This window comes from Hymenobacter siberiensis (assembly GCF_018967865.2).
Classification (GTDB): Bacteria; Bacteroidota; Bacteroidia; order Cytophagales; family Hymenobacteraceae; genus Hymenobacter; species Hymenobacter siberiensis.
In genome coordinates, this window is record NZ_JAHLZY020000001.1 from 3105784 (window position 1) to 3121862 (window position 16079).

At 63.8% G+C, this 16079-nt stretch carries 18 protein-coding genes; 10 read left to right on the forward strand and 8 right to left on the reverse strand.

Features of this window, described 5'->3' with window-relative positions:
• Positions 1–45 precede the first annotated feature (45 nt).
• The gene (locus tag KQ659_RS13820) at positions 46–255 is read left to right on the forward strand and encodes a hypothetical protein (RefSeq protein WP_216680520.1); all 210 of its coding nucleotides are present in this window, start codon (positions 46–48) and stop codon (positions 253–255) included.
• The gene (locus KQ659_RS13825) at positions 222–623 is read left to right on the forward strand and encodes a hypothetical protein (RefSeq protein WP_216680519.1); all 402 of its coding nucleotides are present in this window, start codon (positions 222–224) and stop codon (positions 621–623) included. The genes KQ659_RS13820 and KQ659_RS13825 overlap by 34 nt, the downstream gene beginning before the upstream one ends.
• A gap of 56 nt (positions 624–679) precedes the next feature.
• On the opposite strand, the gene KQ659_RS13830 is transcribed toward KQ659_RS13825, so the two are convergent.
• On the reverse strand, positions 680–1519 hold the full coding sequence (locus KQ659_RS13830) for a carboxypeptidase-like regulatory domain-containing protein (RefSeq protein WP_216688385.1): 840 nt from the start codon (positions 1517–1519) through the stop codon (positions 680–682).
• A gap of 540 nt (positions 1520–2059) precedes the next feature.
• Here KQ659_RS13830 and KQ659_RS13835 point away from each other — a divergent pair.
• From KQ659_RS13835 to KQ659_RS13850, 4 genes are all read left to right on the forward strand, one after another.
• Entirely contained in the window at positions 2060–3358 is a 1299-nt protein-coding gene (locus KQ659_RS13835) for a PAS domain-containing protein (protein WP_216680517.1), read from the forward strand.
• A 101-nt stretch (positions 3359–3459) separates the two neighbouring features.
• The gene (locus KQ659_RS13840; RefSeq protein ID WP_216680516.1) at positions 3460–3840 is read left to right on the forward strand and encodes a hypothetical protein; all 381 of its coding nucleotides are present in this window, start codon (positions 3460–3462) and stop codon (positions 3838–3840) included.
• A complete protein-coding gene (locus KQ659_RS13845; RefSeq protein WP_216680515.1) occupies positions 3837–4124 on the forward strand; it encodes a hypothetical protein in 288 nt (95 codons plus the stop codon). The genes KQ659_RS13840 and KQ659_RS13845 overlap by 4 nt, the downstream gene beginning before the upstream one ends.
• Positions 4125–4174: 50 nt before the next feature.
• Complete coding sequence (locus KQ659_RS13850; protein ID WP_216680514.1) at positions 4175–4525, forward strand: hypothetical protein; 351 nt, start codon at positions 4175–4177, stop codon at positions 4523–4525.
• A 93-nt stretch (positions 4526–4618) separates the two neighbouring features.
• On the opposite strand, the gene KQ659_RS13855 is transcribed toward KQ659_RS13850, so the two are convergent.
• Positions 4619–5386 carry a TatD family hydrolase gene (locus tag KQ659_RS13855; RefSeq protein ID WP_216688384.1) on the reverse strand — a complete coding sequence of 256 codons (768 nt, stop codon included), beginning with the start codon at positions 5384–5386 and terminating at the stop codon, positions 4619–4621.
• A 153-nt stretch (positions 5387–5539) separates the two neighbouring features.
• Between KQ659_RS13855 and KQ659_RS13860 the strand changes: the two genes are divergently transcribed.
• Both KQ659_RS13860 and KQ659_RS13865 read left to right on the forward strand, forming a co-directional pair.
• On the forward strand, positions 5540–5929 hold the full coding sequence (locus KQ659_RS13860) for a BlaI/MecI/CopY family transcriptional regulator (protein ID WP_216680512.1): 390 nt from the start codon (positions 5540–5542) through the stop codon (positions 5927–5929).
• Entirely contained in the window at positions 5919–7430 is a 1512-nt protein-coding gene (locus KQ659_RS13865) for a M56 family metallopeptidase (protein WP_216680511.1), read from the forward strand. The genes KQ659_RS13860 and KQ659_RS13865 overlap by 11 nt, the downstream gene beginning before the upstream one ends.
• A 53-nt stretch (positions 7431–7483) precedes the next feature.
• On the opposite strand, the gene KQ659_RS13870 is transcribed toward KQ659_RS13865, so the two are convergent.
• From KQ659_RS13870 to KQ659_RS21855, 5 genes are all read right to left on the reverse strand, one after another.
• Positions 7484–8602, reverse strand: a complete 1119-nt coding sequence (locus KQ659_RS13870; RefSeq protein ID WP_216680510.1) for a glycosyltransferase — start codon at positions 8600–8602, stop codon at positions 7484–7486.
• Entirely contained in the window at positions 8599–9366 is a 768-nt protein-coding gene (locus KQ659_RS13875; protein WP_216680509.1) for a polysaccharide deacetylase family protein, read from the reverse strand. The genes KQ659_RS13870 and KQ659_RS13875 overlap by 4 nt, the downstream gene beginning before the upstream one ends.
• A complete protein-coding gene (locus KQ659_RS13880) occupies positions 9366–9911 on the reverse strand; it encodes a hypothetical protein (RefSeq protein ID WP_216680508.1) in 546 nt (181 codons plus the stop codon). The genes KQ659_RS13875 and KQ659_RS13880 overlap by 1 nt, the downstream gene beginning before the upstream one ends.
• Before the next feature lie 61 nt (positions 9912–9972).
• Positions 9973–11118, reverse strand: a complete 1146-nt coding sequence (locus KQ659_RS13885) for a glycosyltransferase family 4 protein (RefSeq protein WP_216680507.1) — start codon at positions 11116–11118, stop codon at positions 9973–9975.
• A 202-nt stretch (positions 11119–11320) separates the two neighbouring features.
• Positions 11321–12757: an oligosaccharide flippase family protein gene (locus KQ659_RS21855; RefSeq protein WP_226930125.1), complete on the reverse strand. Its 1437-nt coding sequence runs from the start codon at positions 12755–12757 to the stop codon at positions 11321–11323.
• Between the two features lie 189 nt (positions 12758–12946).
• On the opposite strand from KQ659_RS21855, the gene KQ659_RS13895 reads away from it, so the two are divergent.
• Together KQ659_RS13895 and KQ659_RS21860 are read left to right on the forward strand one after the other, a co-directional pair.
• Positions 12947–14029, forward strand: coding sequence for a GumC domain-containing protein (locus KQ659_RS13895; protein WP_216680505.1), 1083 nt, complete (start codon positions 12947–12949; stop codon positions 14027–14029).
• A complete protein-coding gene (locus KQ659_RS21860) occupies positions 14026–15513 on the forward strand; it encodes an O-antigen ligase family protein (RefSeq protein WP_216688383.1) in 1488 nt (495 codons plus the stop codon). Before KQ659_RS13895 ends, KQ659_RS21860 begins: the two co-directional genes overlap by 4 nt.
• A gap of 2 nt (positions 15514–15515) precedes the next feature.
• Here the strand turns inward: KQ659_RS21860 and KQ659_RS13905 are convergent, their stop codons facing one another.
• Positions 15516–16076, reverse strand: coding sequence for a DinB family protein (locus KQ659_RS13905; RefSeq protein ID WP_216680503.1), 561 nt, complete (start codon positions 16074–16076; stop codon positions 15516–15518).
• Positions 16077–16079 lie beyond the last annotated feature (3 nt).

Below are 16079 nucleotides of genomic sequence, written 5' to 3' on the forward strand. Positions count from 1 at the left end.
TCTTTCATTCTGGTTATTTTTTTCTGATTTCAATTCGCTGACCTCATGAAAACCGCCTTGCTTTCGTCCGCTGTTTTTTCGCCGCTCAGCCCAACCGCTGGTCCGGTGCGCGAGGCCCTGCGCGTGCTGCACCGCGTGAACCCCGCCCTGTCCTGGACCGGCTGGGCGAACGTGGCCCTGGCCGTGCTGCCCTGGCGCTACTGTTCATCGACCACCGCCTGGTGGCCGGCGCACCGGTCTGGCTCAAGCCGCTGAAGTTTGCCCTCTCCATCACGGCCTTTGCCTGGACGCTGGGCTGGCTGCTGGCCGACCTGCCCGCCGCCGCCCAACGCAGCGTGCTGCTGCTGAGCGGGGGCGTAGCCCTGAGTATGCTGGTAGAGCAGGACCGGGGCGGTGGCCACGGCGGGCACCTATACCATTGCGTAGCCCTGAGCATGCTGGTAGAGCAGGCCGTGATTTTTACGCAGGCCGCCCGGGGCACCACCTCACACTACAACGCCAGCACCCCGCTCAACGGCATCCTGTTCGGGCTCATGGGCATTTTCATTATGGTCAATACGCTGATGACCGTGTGGGCCGTGTACCTAGCCTGGCGCTACCAGCCACACGGGCCGGCTGGCTAACTGGAATGTTGACACGGAATTGGGAGTGTAAGCTTCCCCTACTTTGTGGACCACTTTCAGCGAGCCGCCCAAGGCCAGCGGAGCCTTATCCCAGCCCAGATTCTGGGGCATGAGGTTTGTAGTAAGGAGCCAGATTCGTGTAGTCGGCACTCACGGCTACGAAGGTGCGCTCCCAGCGTCTGGTCCGTCCCAGGGCTGCCGCCCACGCTCATCAGCGAGATGCTGGACTGCGTTTCGGGGGCCAAATCCGTCAAGTTCTGCACCACCACGGCGCTCAGCGCCTGCCCGTACTCGACCGAGTAGCCGCCCGTGCTGAACACCAGCCCTTTGAACAGAAAGGGCGAGAACCGGCCCCGGGCCGCCACGTTGGGCACCGCGCCGCCGTAGGGCGTCTGCACGGGCAGGCCGTCGATGTAGTACTTGGTTTCCGAGGCCGCCCCGCCGCGCACAAACAGCTTGCCGTCCTCGCCCACCCGCGTGGTGCCGGGCAGGGCATTGAGGGCCCCAGCCACGTCGCCGAGGGCCCCAGCCGTAGTCACGATGTCGAGGGGCTTGAGCAGGGTGCCGCGCCTGGTGTCGCTGGCCTCGAAGGCCCCGGCCGTCACCACCACATCGCCGAGGGCGGCAGGGTTCAGCTTCAGCTTAATATTGGGCGGGAAAATCGGGCCTTTTCCCAGTCTAAACAGCAGATCATTAGGCACATAGCCGATGAATCTCACCACCAGCACCCCTGAACCGGCGGCGCGGTCGGTGCGGAAATCGAAGCGGCCCAGCAAGTCGGTGCTGGCTCCGTCGAAGGTGGTTTTCAGGAACACGTTCACGCCCGGCAGGGGCTGGCCGGCGGCATCGCGCGCGATGCCTTTGAGGTGAGTTGGTGAGCTGGTGAGTTTTAGCACTGGGCGCAGTTTGGACAAAGGCGGCGGGGGCGGGGCTCAGCAGCAGGAGCAGCAGGAGCAGCGGGAGCAGCGGGAGTAGCGGGAGTAGCGGGAGTAGCGGGAGTAGCGAAGTTTTCATGGCGGCGGGCAGTTTGATGGCTCAAAGGTGCCCGCGGGCGGCCCCGGCCTCAACTTCCCGTTGCCGAACCGTCGGATGAGGGGGATGAACCGTTGGCGCGGGCTGTTGACTTTTTTGCCAGCTGTCCGCCAGGCGGGGTTGCGGGCCGACCCGTCGAAGGATGAACGACGGCCATAACAACGACAACCGGTCGGACCGCTTAGGGCGGTCCGACCGGAGCGCCCACCGCAAAAACCGGATAATGCTAACCGCAATTACCCGCGCCTCGTACTCCCGCCTACGGCCCCTCATCCAGCCCCAAACAAACAGTCCGCCAAGCCGCTTCTCTCCCGAAGGCTGACTCCGGTGGTCATTATCTATCTTCACGGCATCATCATCACCACCCGCCCAAGTTTGCGGCATCATTGCATTTAGTACGCTTCATGGCTGATATTTCCCTGCCCATCGATTACCGCGCCCTGTTTCACGCCCTCCCCGGTGCCTACCTGCTGCTGGCCCCCGACGGCACCGTGCTCGACAATTCCGACCAGCACGTCGGCGTGTCGCTGCTACCGCGCGCGCAGGCCGTGGGACGCAACATTTTCGACGCCTACCCCTCGGCCCCCGAAAGCCAGCGCGACCTGCACGCCTCGCACGAGCAGGTGCGCCGCACCCTGCTCCCCGACACCATGCCCCTGCTGCGCTACGACCTCGAACGCCCCGCCGAGCTGGGCGGCGGCACCGAGGAACGGTACTGGCAGGTTACGCACTACCCCCTGCTCGATGCCCAGGGCCAGCTGCAATACATCCTGCTAATGCCGCAGGATGTGACCGAAGCGCACCGCACCAGCCGGGCCGCCGCCGAGGCCCAAAAAGTCCTCGACGAAACGCGGCAACGCAACCAGTTCATGCTGCAAAGCCTTCCGGTGATGGTGTGGACCACCAGCCCCGATGGCACAGCCGAGTTCTTTAACACCCGCTGGACCGGTTTTACCGGCCGGGCGCTGGCCGACACGCTGGGCTGGGGCTGGGTGGAAGACCTGCATCCCGATGATTTGCCCACCACCACCGCGCGGTGGCAAGCCGCCCGCGACCAGGGCACCTCTTACCAGACCGAATACCGCATGCGCCGGCACGACGGCAGCTACCGCTGGCACCTGGCCACGGGCGTGCCCCGCCTGGGGGCCGACGGCCAGATTCAGATGTGGGTGGGCTGCAATACCGACATCCACGAGCAAAAACTTATGGTAGAAGAGCTGCTCGAAGCCAACGAGCAGCAGGCCGCCCTCTCCGAGCAGGCCTACCAGCAGTTTCAGAAAGCCGAAAACCAGCGCGAAACCTACGAAAGCCTGTTTACGCAGGCCCCGGCGGCCATTTGCATCCTGCGCGGCCCCGAGCACCGCCACGAGTTTGTGAACCCACCCTATCAGCATATTCTCGGCAACCGCCCCCTGCTGGGCCGCACGGTAGCCGAAGCATTGCCCGAAGTAGTTGAGCAGGGCTTCATCGCCCTCCTCGACCACGTGTATCAGTCGGGCGAAACGTACCACGGCAACGAAGTGCCCATTCGGCTTTTGGGGGCCGCAGAAGACCAGTATTTCAATTCAACGTATCAGCAGTTCCGCGAAAACGGGCAGCCCGTTGGCATTGTCGTGTTTTCGTTTGAAGTCACCGACCTCGTGCACGCCCGCCAGGTCCTCGAAAAGCTCCGCGATGCCGGCTCGGCCGCACCCTTGGCCTGATTTGTGGTAGGCCATCCGCAACCATTGGCGTGGCGGGCGGCTCCTCACCCGCCATTTGCCGGCTCCCGGAGCCGCTCTTTTATTTTTACTTCTCCCTATTTATGCCTCTTACTTCGTTCGACTTTCAGCAGGCCCGCGTGAAGCAGGTGCTCTTTAAGTCGCGGCTGCGCTCCGTGCTCTACGGCGTGCGGGAGGCCGAATCCAGCCTCTTTTCGCCCCAGGAAAACCCGCTGGGCCAGTGGCTGCACACCGTGCTACAGCCCCAGCACGGCACCCACCCCGAGGTGCGCGAGCTCGACCGTACCGTGCAGCAGATGCTGCGCGCCGGCCAGGACCTGGCCACCCGCTACCAGCGCGGCCATATTGAGGAAGCCCGCGCCGGCCTCGACGAAATCAACACCTTCGCTGCCCACATCTCGACACCCTGCTCCTTTCGTTGGAGCGCGGCCTGGCCGTGGCCTGAGCCCAGCCCCCGGCCATGATTACAATTGCCCGCGGCCCCGAGCACCGCTTCGAGTTTGTGAACCCGGCCTACCAGCAGCTTTTTCCGCACCGCCAGCTCAGCATTCAGCTGCAGCGCGAGCCCGGACAGTCACCGCGCGATTCGTATTTCAACTTCATCTACCAGCAGCTCCGCGAAAACGGCGAGCCGGCCGGCATCATGGTTTTTACTTTCGAAGTTACCGAGCTTGTGAAGGCCCGCCAAGCCCTGGAACAAGTGCGCGAAGCCTCCGCCCGCGCCCTCGGCGATGCTACGGCCGGCTAAAACCGGCGTATCTTTATGGTCCTTTCTGCCCGCCTTTTTTTAGCCCCAGTATGCCTCTTACTTCGTTCGACTTTCAGCAGGCCCGCGTGAAGCAGGTGCTCTTTAAGTCGCGGCTGCGCTCGGTGCTCTACGGCGTGCGCGAAGCCGAGCCAGCCCTTTTTTCCCTGGCCGAAAACCCGCTGGGCCAATGGATTCAAACCGTGCTCAAGCCCCAGGCCGCCGGCCAGCCCGCCGTGCGCGAGCTGGAGTATGTGCTTCAGCGCATGTTGAACACCGGCCAGGACCTAGCCACCCGCTACCAGCGCGGCCACCTCGAAGAAGCCCGCGCCGGACTCGAACAGGTCAATGTTTTCTCCGACCAGATTGAAACCCTGCTCACCAGCCTGGAGCGCACCGCGTAGTAGTAGCATCAGCCGATAAGTAAGGTCGTCATGCTGAGCGCAGCCGAAGCATGACGACCTTTTTTGCTATGTTTATCACTACCTGGACAGTCATCACAAATTGAACAGCGCCGCCGCGTTGCGCGTGGTGGCTTCGGCCACTTCCGCCTCGGGCAGGCCCAGCAACGACGCCACCCGGCGCAGCACCAGCGGCAGGTAGGCCGGCTCGTTGCGCTTGCCCCGGTGTGGCACCGGCGCCAGGTACGGGCAGTCGGTTTCGAGCAGCAGATGCTCCAGCCCGATGCCAGGCAGCACCTTGTCGGCCCCGCCGTTCTTGAATGTGGCCACGCCGCCGATACCCAGCTTGAACCCCAGCTTAATAACCTGCTCCGCTTCCTCGGGGGTGCCGGAGAAGCAATGAAACACGCCGCGCAGCGTGCCGTCCTGCGCGGCCTCCACCAGCGCCACGGTTTCGGCGAAGGCCTCGCGGGTATGCAGCACAATGGGCAGGCGGTGCTTTTTGGCCAGGTCGAGCTGAATTTTCAGGGCCTGCTGCTGCTCGGCCAGTAGGGTTTTATCCCAGTGCAGGTCGAGTCCGGCCTCGCCCACGGCGGCAAAGGGCCGGCGGTCGAGCCAGGTTTCTACCTCATACAGTTGCTGCTCAAAATTGCGCGTGACGGAGCACGGGTGCAGGCCCATCATGGCAAAGCAGGTTTCCGGGGCCTCCGCTTCCAGTTCCAGCATGGCATCGATGCTGCTGTGGTCGATATTGGGCATGACGATGGTGCGTACGCCGGCCTCCTGGGCGCGGCGCAGGGCATCGAGGCGGTCGGGCCGGAACTGCTCGGAGTAGAGGTGGGCGTGCGAATCGGTGATGTGCATAGGAATGCAAAGGTCGGGCGAAGGCGCGGGCCGGCAATAATTTTCCGCCGCAAAAAGCAAACGGCGGGCCTGAAAACGGCTATTAACGGATAAATCAGTTTCAAAACTGAATGATAAGTTTTGAAACTGATTTATCCGTTATACATTTGACACATGGAAGAATTAACCAAAACCGAAGAGCGCATCATGCAGGCGCTGTGGAAGCTGAAGAAGGCATTCATCAAGGACGTTATCGACCATTTGCCCGACGACCCTAAGCCGCCCTACAACACCATTTCGTCGGTGGTGCGCATTCTGGAGCGCAAGGGTTACGTGGGCTTCAAGGCCTATGGCAAGACGTATGAGTACTTCCCGCTCATCAGCAAGATGGAGTACCGAGCTTCCAGCCTGAAGCGCATGCTGGCGCAGTATTTCGACAATTCGCCCACGGCGCTGGTGTCCTTCATGGTGGAGGAAACCCTGAGCCAGCGCGAAAAGCAGCAGCTGCTCGACCTGCTCCACGATTCCGAAAACTCTTCCAAGCCCGACGGCGATGCTCACTAGCCTCCTCCTCTACCTGGCCGAAGCCAGCTTTTGCCTGGCCATATTTGCCCTGGCCTACCGCCTGCTGCTGGCCGGCCTCACCTATTTTGCCTGGAACCGGGCGTATCTGCTGGGCGCGCTGGCCGTGAGCGTGGTGATTCCGCTGGTGGCCTTTCCAGGGCTGGCGGCCTGGCTGGCCAACCCGGCAGCCGCGCCGGCCATGGCCGGGCTGCCGCTCCGCCTCGGCTGGCAACTGAATGCGCCGCTGGCCCACGCGGCAGCCGCACCCACGGCCAGCGGGCCGGATTGGGTGGCGCTATTTCTCGTCGGAGCCGTGAGTATTTATGCGCTGGAGGCGCTTTATAAGCTGGCAATGGCGGTGCGCAACGTGCGGGCGCTGCGCCAGCTGGCCCGGCAAAACCCGCAGACCGATGCGGGCACCTTCGCCATTGTGCACCTGCCCACGCCTGGCCTGCCGGCGTTTTCCTTCGGGCGCTACGTCTTTCTGTCGCCGCTGCACGAGGCGCTGAGCCCGGCCGAGCGCGAGCAGCTCCTGCTACACGAGCAGGTGCACGTACGGCAGCGCCACACGCTTGATTTATTGTTGGTGGAGGCGCTGGGCGTGGTTTTCTGGTTCAATGCCGCCGTGCCCTACCTCGGCCGGCAGCTGAAAGTGGTGCACGAGTATCTGGCTGATGCCGCCGTGGCCCGCACCCAGGCCAGTCTTGCCGGGTACGACCCTGCCGGGTACGACCCCACCCGCTACGGCGAGCTGCTGATAAAGCTGGCGGCGCAGCAGCTGCCCTTTGCCTTGGTCCATGCCTTCGCCCACAAACAAATTTTTCTCCGAATTCAGATGCTCACTCAACCAACTTCCTCTCCCATGAAAAAGCTTCGTTTTCTGCTCATTGTGCCCGTATTCGCCTTCACCTGGGCGGCCACGGCCTGCGTCGGCTCACCGGCTACGGAACCAGCGGCTCCGGCCGGTACTCCGGCTAATTCATCCGTTGCGCCCGCAGCGGGCCGCATTGGCCGCATCAGCTGGCAGGGCAACACCTACCTGTCGGCGGCCGAGCTGAGCCAGGCACTGGGCCTCAAATCCGGCGATGCCTACGATTCCGCCACCGTGGTTCGCCGCCTGAGCTTCGACCCCAAAGGCGGCGATATTACCTCGCGCTACATGGACCACGGCTACCTGTTTTTCTCGGCAACGCCCAAAGCCACCCGCCAGCCCGACGGCACCACCGACTTGGCCTTCAACATATCCGAAGGCCGCAAAGCTCAGCTTGGCCATATCACCATCACGGGCAACACCAATACGCCCACGGCCGCGCTACTCAGGCTAATTCCACTGCGCTCGGGCGAAGACTTCAGCCGGGCCAAGCTGATGGAAACGCAGCGTATCTTGGCCCAGCAGGGCCAGTTCGACCCCAATAAAGTGGGCATCAACCCTTCCCCCGAAATGCGGCCCAATGAGGCTACCGACCTGGTAAATATCGCGCTGGTGGTGGTGGAGAAGTAGGGTGCGGGGCTTGCCCCGCACCCTACTTCGTTGTAGATTCAGGAGTCTAACATTTACTCATAGCTCCTCCCCTTCCACACCACCTTCCCACCACTCAGCTGGAATACCAGAATGGCTGCCGTTATCCCCAGCGTGTACAGCTCGAACAACGGCAGCAGCCACCAGCGCAGCCGCAGCCCGGCCCGGCGATGCGCATTCGCCGCCAATACCCCCTGCACCAGCACTTTAGCACCCCACAACCCAAGTGCCACCGCCGGCCCGGACAGCGCCGCCACGCCCGCCAGCGCCGGCCAGAAGCCGCTGAAAAACAACAGCTCCAGCCGCAGGCGCAGCGGCAGCCCGGCCACCCCGCGCAGCCAGCGCTTGCGCTGCCGCAGCAGCGCCACCCATGTAGGCATCGGCAGTGAATCGGCACGGATATCGGCCTGAAACACCTGCCGGAAGCCGAACCCCGCCGCCAGCACGGCCTGAAACAGGGCAAAATCTTCGGTCACGGAAAAGGGCAGTGCCTCGTAGCCGCCGGTGGCTTCGTAGGCGGCACGGGTTACCAGCATGTTGTTGCCCATGGCCGTGACGGGGCGGCCCAGGTCGCTTACCACCTGCACCATGCTTAGCGAGAGCAGCCAGTCGATGCCCTGCAATTGGTCGAATAAGCGTGGCCCGCGCACGGTCGTGATGCCCGTGACCGTGCCCACACCCGGGGCAGCGTGCGCCAGCAGGCCGGCTATCCAGGTTTTGGGGAGGCTGATGTCGGCATCGGTGATGAAGAAGAAGTCGGTGGTGGCCAGCCGGGTCAGGTGAGCCAGCACGTTGGCTTTGCCCCGCGCCTGGCCCAGGTTTTCGGTGATGGGAACCAGCCGGAACTGGCCCGCGAAACCCTGCATGGCAGCAGCAGCCACGGCGGCGGTATGGTCGGTGCTGCCATCGTCGCCAACGAGGATTTCGAGCAACTCGGCCGGGTAGTGCAGCGCCCGCAGGCTGGCCAGGCAGCGCGGCAGGGCTGCTTCCTCGTCGCGGGCGGCGATGAGGATGCTCACGCGGGGCAGCAGCCCGGGCAGGTTTTCGGCCGCCTTGGCCCCGCGCCGACTGGCGAAGCGCCACGCCGTGAACGCCATACCCAGGAGCCAAAGCCCCAGGTAAAGCAGCAGAAAATTCAGCAGCAGCCAGCTCACAGCGTGGCGAATTGAAAGCCCTGCCCGGCCAGATGGGTCAGCACGCGGGGCAGCACGAAGCGCAGCCGGGCGCTGGCCTTGCGGCTGTCGTGAAACACCACCACATCGCCGGCCCGAATGGCCTCCAGGGCAAAGCGCAGGCAGCTTTCCGGACTCAGGCCGGGGTCGTAATCCCGCGTGAGCACCGACCACATGACAACCCTGAAATCACGACGCAGCGTGGGCAGCAGCGGCCAGGTCAGGCGGCCGTAGGGCGGGCGGAACAGCGGAAGCGAGGAGCGGGAAGCGGGGAATGGGGAGCGGAAAGTGGGGATTGGAGAGTGGGAACCGGGGAGTGGGGAGTGGGGAGCGGTGAGCGGTTTTTCCGGGAAACTTTGCACCAGCTTATCAATGTGGGTCTGACAAACAGCAATATCGGCTAGATAAGCCGGGCGGGCGGTGGCCCAGGCGCTGCGGTGCTGGTGGGTATGGTTGCCGAAACGGTGGCCGGCAGCCAGGGCGGCGCGGGCAATTTCGGGGTAGCGCACCAGGTTTTCGCCCACGCAGAAAAAGGTGGCTTTGGCATTGAATATCGCCAGCTGCTCCAGCACCCAGGGCGTTTCTTCGGGAATGGGGCCGTCGTCGAAGGTCAGGTATACGACCGGCGCGTCGGCGGGCGTGGTGGCCGGGCCGGTCCACTCGCAGCCGGGCAGCAGGGCGTGCAGCAGCCGGGGCGGACGCGTGAGCACAGCCGCTTCGAGCCTGGCTGACGACGAGGCAGCCATCAGGAACGAGCGATGCGCATGAAGGGCACGCGGGTATCGGGCAGCGGGCCGAGCACGGTGGCCAGTGCTTCGAGGAAGGCATCGGCCGTGTTGGAGCGGCCGCCGGCGGGGCCCCGGCCCAGGTGGCGGTGCACGTCGCCGGCCCACTCGCTCACTGTGGTGGGTGTGCCGGCGGGGCCGCTCAGGCCCAGCGTGGCTTCGAGGGTAAAGTAGCGGGGGCGCGTTTCCTCGGCTTCGGTTTCGGCGGGCTCGTCGTCCTCTTCGTACACCAGGGCCGAAAAATGGGCCTCCATGGTGGCCTGGGGCGCGGGCATATGGAACAGGGCCGTGACGCGGCCAGCCACTTCGTGCCAGCTCAGGCGCAGGCCTTTGGGCGGCACGCGGTCGATGGGGGCCACGTTTTCGGCCGCTTTATCCCACACGTAATGCAGCAGCTCCTTGGCCAGGTAAGGGTCGCTCAACTCGCGGCGCACCGATAAAGGACGGCGCCACGCCAGCTGCGGCAGGAGAACGTGGACGAAATTGTAGGGGTGCAAACGGGCCATAACTACCGGCAAAAGTACGGCCGGGTGGCGCTACATAACGCATGGCGCGCCGCGGCCGGCCCTACGGCCGGCTGATGGCCTTGCCTATTGCCTGCCACAGCACTTCGGCACTTTGCGCCCACGAAAACCGGCTCAGATTCTCGCGGCCCCGGGCTACCAGCTGCCGGCGCAGGTCCGCGTCGTTCCACAGCCGGGCCAGCCCGGCGGCAATGCTGTCTACATCGCGCGGGTCCACCAGCAAGGCCCCGCCCGCCCCCGCCACCTCCGGCATCGAGCTGACGCCCGACGTGAGCACCGGGCAGCCGCTGGCCTGAGCCTCCACAATAGGGATTCCAAAACCCTCAAAATAAGGAACATAAACCGTAGCCCGGGCCGCCGCGTAGAGAACGGCCAGCTCGGCATCGGCCACGCGGCCCGTAAAATGCACCGCCGACTGGTGGCGCATCTGCTCATAAGCAGCCAGGATGGGGCCGGCTTTCCAGGCCTTACGGCCCACGATGAGGAGCTGGGCATCGGCCACGGCCGCGCCGCCGGTGGCTTTAAGCTGGTCGAAGGCCCGCAACAGATTGCCCAGGTTTTTGCGCGGCTGCAAGGCCCCCACGAACAGAAAATAAGGCTGCCCGTGGCTGAATTTTCGGCGGATTTCCCGCTGGGTTTGCTCTGACTGGGGCTGAAATAAATCGGCGGGTGCGTTGTAGGCCACACTGATTTTTTCGGGCGCGGTGCCGTAGGTCTGCACGATGTCGGCCTTGGTGGCTTCCGATACGGCTACAATCTGCGCCGAGGCGCGGGCGAAGCGCGGCGAAAAAAAGTGGTAATACTTGCGTTGCAGCAAGCCCACATCGAGCGGAAAATGCTCGAACGCCAGGTCGTGGATGACCGTGACGCGGGGCACGCTTGTGTTCAGCGTCGTGAAACCGTCGGGGCTGAGGAAGGCGGCCGGCCGGTACCGGGCCAGCCACGCCGCCACCGCGCCCTCAAACCACGCCACGTACAGCAACGGATGCCGGGCCGGCGGCTGCAATACGTGCGGCACCACATTGGGCCCAAACAGGTAGCGCGGGTCGAAAGCGCGGTCGAACAGGAAGTGAAACGTGACCTCCGGATGCTGCGCCACGAGGCGCAGCAGCGTCTCGTAGGTGAAGCGGCCGATGCCTTCGAGGTGGTCGCCGGGCAGCAGAAAGCGGGTATTTACGGCGATGTGCACGGGGGTTGAGTTAAGAGTTAAAGGTTAGGAGTTAAGAGTTGGTGGTTAGAGCAGTTTTCGGATTTGTATACAGCTTATGAGGCTAGCAGGCAGTAGCGCGAACTACAAAGTTCGCGCTACGTGTACACGAACCTGAAAACCGCTCTAATCATCTATAGATGAGGATATTGCTCTTCCAACTTCAACTCTTAACTCCTAACTTTTAACTCTTAACTCCCCTCCCCGGCAGCAGCTGGCTGATTTCGTTGCGGCGCACCAGCCCCGTGCCCAGCACAAGCAGCCCGAACACCACGGCCATGATGCCCGCCTCCAGCCACCAGCTTAGGAACAAACCGTATTGCAGGCCGGCCCAGGCCCCGCACAGCAGCCCGAAGCACAGCAGCAGCCGGGCCAGCAGGCGGCCGGGCACGCCCACGCCGGTGCGCCGCGCTACCAGCACCAGGTAGCCCACCGATACGGCAGCGGCGCAAATCAGGGTATCGACGGAAGCCGCGATGGCCCCGAATTTGGGCAGAAAAACCAGGTTCAGACCAATGTTGAGGGCGATGCTGAGGGCCACCAGCCAGCTCACGGCCCGCTCGTGGGTGGTGCTGGTGAGCAGGGTGCTATAGATTGCGAAAAAACTGTGAACCAGCACGTTGACGAATAATATTTTCAAACACAGTGTCATACGGGCTATTTCGGCCGGGCTGCTGTGCTTGAACTGCCAGAACACCACCTCGCCCCGAAAAAAGATAAAAGCCACCACGAACAGCAGCGGCAGCGTGACGATGCGCTGCCCGAAGCGCAGTAGCTCGCGCTGGGCCCCGGCATCCTTCGGCACGCTGGCGAACTTGGCAAAAAAGAGCGGCAGCACCGTCCAGGCGTACATCATCACGGCATCGACCCAGCGGTAGGCGCCGGCGTAGTAGCCCGCCTCGGTGGGCGAGGCCAGGCGTTCGAGCATCACCATGTCGATGCGCTCGTTCACGCCATAGAGCAGCGTCATGAGGGCGAAGGGCAGGCTGGCGCGCAGGGCGGTGCGGGCCACGGGGCCTTTCCAACGGTACTTCACGCGGCCGAAAAACCGCGTCATCAGCCCGTAGAGCAGCGCCGTGGTGAAGGCCGCCGCGCCCAGCCGCGCGCCTACGTAGCGCGGCAGCGTGAGGCCCACCGGCAGCAGCACCAGCACGGCCCCGAGCAGCAGAAATTTTTCGACCACCGAGAGGACGGCGTCGGTATTGAATTTTTGGTGAGCCTGGAGGGTGCCGCGCAAAAACTGCCCGTACTGGGCCAGCAGCAGCGCCGCGCCCACGGCCGCCAGCAGGCCCAGCTCGGGGCCGCGGTAGCCCAGCCCCCAGCCCACCACCAGCATGGCGGCCAGGGCCACGAAGTTGAGCGCCCCGCGCAGGGGCAGCAGCGTGGGGAAGGTTTCGGCCATAAAGCCCGGCTCGGCCGCTACGCGCTGCACGGAGTAGGGTGTCAGGCCCAAATCGGAGAGGGCGGCCACCACCAGCGTGAGCGCCGAGAGCGCCGTGATGAGGCCAAACGTGGCGTGCCCGAGCCGGTCCTGCACCAGGTTTTCGACCACCACCCAGCCGGGTTTCACCAGCAGGTTGAGCAGGACGACGAAGCTGATATTGCCAAAAAACCGTTTGATGCGGAAGGGAGGGCTAGATTTTGAAAATGTGTCCCGGGGCGCGGCGCACGGCCTGCAAAGCTACGCACCGCGCCGGGGCAGCCGCACTATTAGGTCCGAAGGGCTATTTTCCGGCTATCTTTGCCCGCCGCTTTCCCGCTTTATGCCCAACTAATTTTTGCAGGCAGAGCCGGCGGTTTTCCTTTCTGTATGTCTGCACCCTCTTTCTCGCTGGTGGGCCTGGGGCCCATTATCAACCGCTGGAAATATTTTGTGGCCGGTGCCGTGGCGCTGGCCGCCGTGGTGAGTGTGGTGGTGGCCTTGCTGCTGCCCAACCAGTACCGCTCCACCGCCGTTTTCATCCCGACCAACCCGCAAACAGCCGACCCCGACCGCCTGCTGGACCAGGACAAAGAGATGGGCAGCAGGCTGGAGCTGGGTGGCCGGGCCGAAGACCTGGACCGCGTCATCACCATCGGTGAGTCGCAGCCGGTCGCCGACGTGGTAATCAAGAAGTTCGACCTCTACAAACACTACCATGCCGGCGCGCCGGGCACCGATGCCGCCGATAACTACGTGCTGAGCGAGTTCAGCAGCAACCTGAGCATTGTGCACAACGAGCGCGACGCCATCGAGCTCACCTTTATTGACAAAGACAAGCAGCTGGCCGCGGCCGTGGCCAACGCCATGGTGCGGGCCATCGACTCGGTAAACCAGCAGCTGACGCTGGAAAACCGCCGCACCGTGCTCGCGCTCTACGGCCAGCGCTACGAGTACCTGAGCACCAGCTTCGAGCGCAGCCGCCGCGAGCTGGTGGGGGCCCGCCGCCGCTACGGCATTTTTGGCCTCGAAATGCAGGGCCGCTACCTGGCGAAGCAGCTCATCGAAACCGAGGCCGCCCTGCGCAAGGCCGAAGCCAGCGGCGGCGACGTAGCCGGCCTTAGGCGCAGCCTGCGGGGCCTGACCCGCGCCGATGGCGGCAACCTCATCAACCTGGAAAGCTACGTGGCAGGCACCGACTCGCTGGCCATGTTCACAACCCGCGTGACTGATTTGCAGACCCGCCTCATCGCGGCCCGTAGCGCTTACGAAACGGCCGAGCTTAGCATCAAGGGCCGGCTTTCGAGCGTGTACCTGGTGCAGAAGGCCTACCCGGCCACCAAGAAATTTAAGCCCGTGCGCTCGCTCATCGTGCTGGGTTCCGTGCTGCTCACCTTCGCGCTTTCGGTGGTGTTCATCGCGCTGCTGGAGCTGTACCGCTACAACCGGCCCGGGGCCGTGCGCCCGGCGTGAACCCGCCCGTGAACGAGCGGCCGGACCAGCGCTGGCGGTCCTTCGATACGCCCCAGCTCCTGTTTATGGGGTTTGTGGGCCTGCTGCTGGCCGGCGGCGCGGCGGCGGCCTTAGCCCAGATGCCGGCCCTGTTCCTACCGGCGCTACTGGCCGTGGGCCTGCTGGTGGCCCTGGTGGAATGGCGCTGGCTGTACTACCTGCTGTTTTTCGTGCTGCCTTTTTCGCAGGAAATCAGCCTGTTTGGCGGGCTGAGCATGGACGTGCCCTCCGAGCCGCTGATGCTGGTGCTCACGGCCTGCGTGCTGGGGGCTCTGATGCTGGGCGTGGGCCACATCCCGCGCCGCGAGCTGATAAACCCGCTGCTGGTAATTCTGGCCCTGATGCTGCTGTGGACAGCCGTCGACCTCCTGTTTTCGGTTGATACGCTGAAATCCTTTAAGTACCTACTGGCCAAGGTGTGGTACATTGTGCCCTTCCTGCTGGGCACGCTGCTGATAGTGCGGCGGCCCAACGACACCTGGCGTTTCGCGGCCGTATACGTGGCCGGAGCCGCCCTGAGCGTGCTGTACGTGGCCAGCCGCCATGCTACCAGGGGCTTCAGCTTTGCCGAAATTAACTGGGCGCTGCACCCGTTTTTCCGCAACCACGTTATTTACGCGGCCATGCTGGCGCTGCTGGTGCCGTTTGCCTGGTTTGCCATTCAGGCCACGAGCCGGGGCGGCGCACGGCTGGCGTGGCGCGTGGGGCTGGGCATTGTGCTATTTGGCCTGCTCACGTCCTACACCCGGGCGTCCATCCTGTCGCTGCCCATCGCGGGGCTGTTTTATCTGGTGATGCGCCTGCGCCTCACGCGGGTGGTGCTGCTGGCCGTGGCCGTAGCCGTGACGCTGGGCGTGACGTACGTAGCAACCGGCGACCGGTACATGGAATTTGCGCCCAATTACGAGCGCACGGTGTTCAACGGCCAGAATTTCGAAAAGCACCTCGAAGCCACCTACAAGCTGCAGGATGTGTCGGGCATGGAGCGCGTGTACCGCTGGGTGGCCGCCGCCCGCATGATTGGCGATAAGCCCATCACCGGCAGCGGCGCGGCCACCTTCTACCCCGAATACAAGCGCTATACGGTGAAGAGCTTCCGCACCTACGTGAGCGACAACCCCGAAAAATCGACCACGCACAACTACTTCCTGCTCCAGTTGGCCGAGCAGGGGATTCCGGGCTTTCTGCTGTTCGTTGTCCTGATTGCCACGTCGCTGCTGCTGGCCGAAAGCCTCTACCACCGCTCCCGCTCGCGGCCCGAGGTGCGCCGCGTGGTGCTGGCCGCGTCGCTGTCGCTGGTGGTCATCATCTTCCATCTCACGCTGAATGAGCTGATTGAGGTAGACAAGATTGGGCCGATATTTTTTATCTGCCTGGCACTGTTGGTGCGGGCGCAGTCGTGGCTGGATGAGGCCACCGACCCGACCAACACGACATCAGCCTGACCTTACAAACGGTACTCGGCCACCACCTGTCCGATTTGGCCCAGATGCCGCTCGACGTGCTTGGCAAGGAAGTAAACAAAGTCATACACGTCCATCTTGCCCAGGTCGTTTACCGACATGGTCGTGTGGTAGAGTACACCTTCGCCATTGGGCAGGCGGCCCAGCACCTCCTTGCACTGCTGCAGTTGCTGCCGGAGCGTGGCGGCTACTTCCGGACCCGATTTCAGGCCATGCGGTGCCATGTGGTCGGGCCGCATCCAAGTGAAGGCTCCCGGCTGGCTAATCTCATCGAGGCGAACGCGGGCCGACTGCCGGATGGCCAGTTCAGTGGCCAGGTCCAGTTCGTGGGCATTTTTGAGCGCCTTGGTGGCCCCTTTCTCGATGAGAATGAGTAGGAAATGATTGGTGAGCGCAACGTGCTCGAGAATCTCGTCGATGGTCCAGCCGCCTTTGGCCGGATGGTAGCACCGCAAAGGGGCCGGGGCCGCAAACCAGCCGTTGAGTTGGTCGAAGGCCGTGGTCAGCCGCTGGCTGATTTCGGCTATCAGGAGGGTGGGCACCATCGA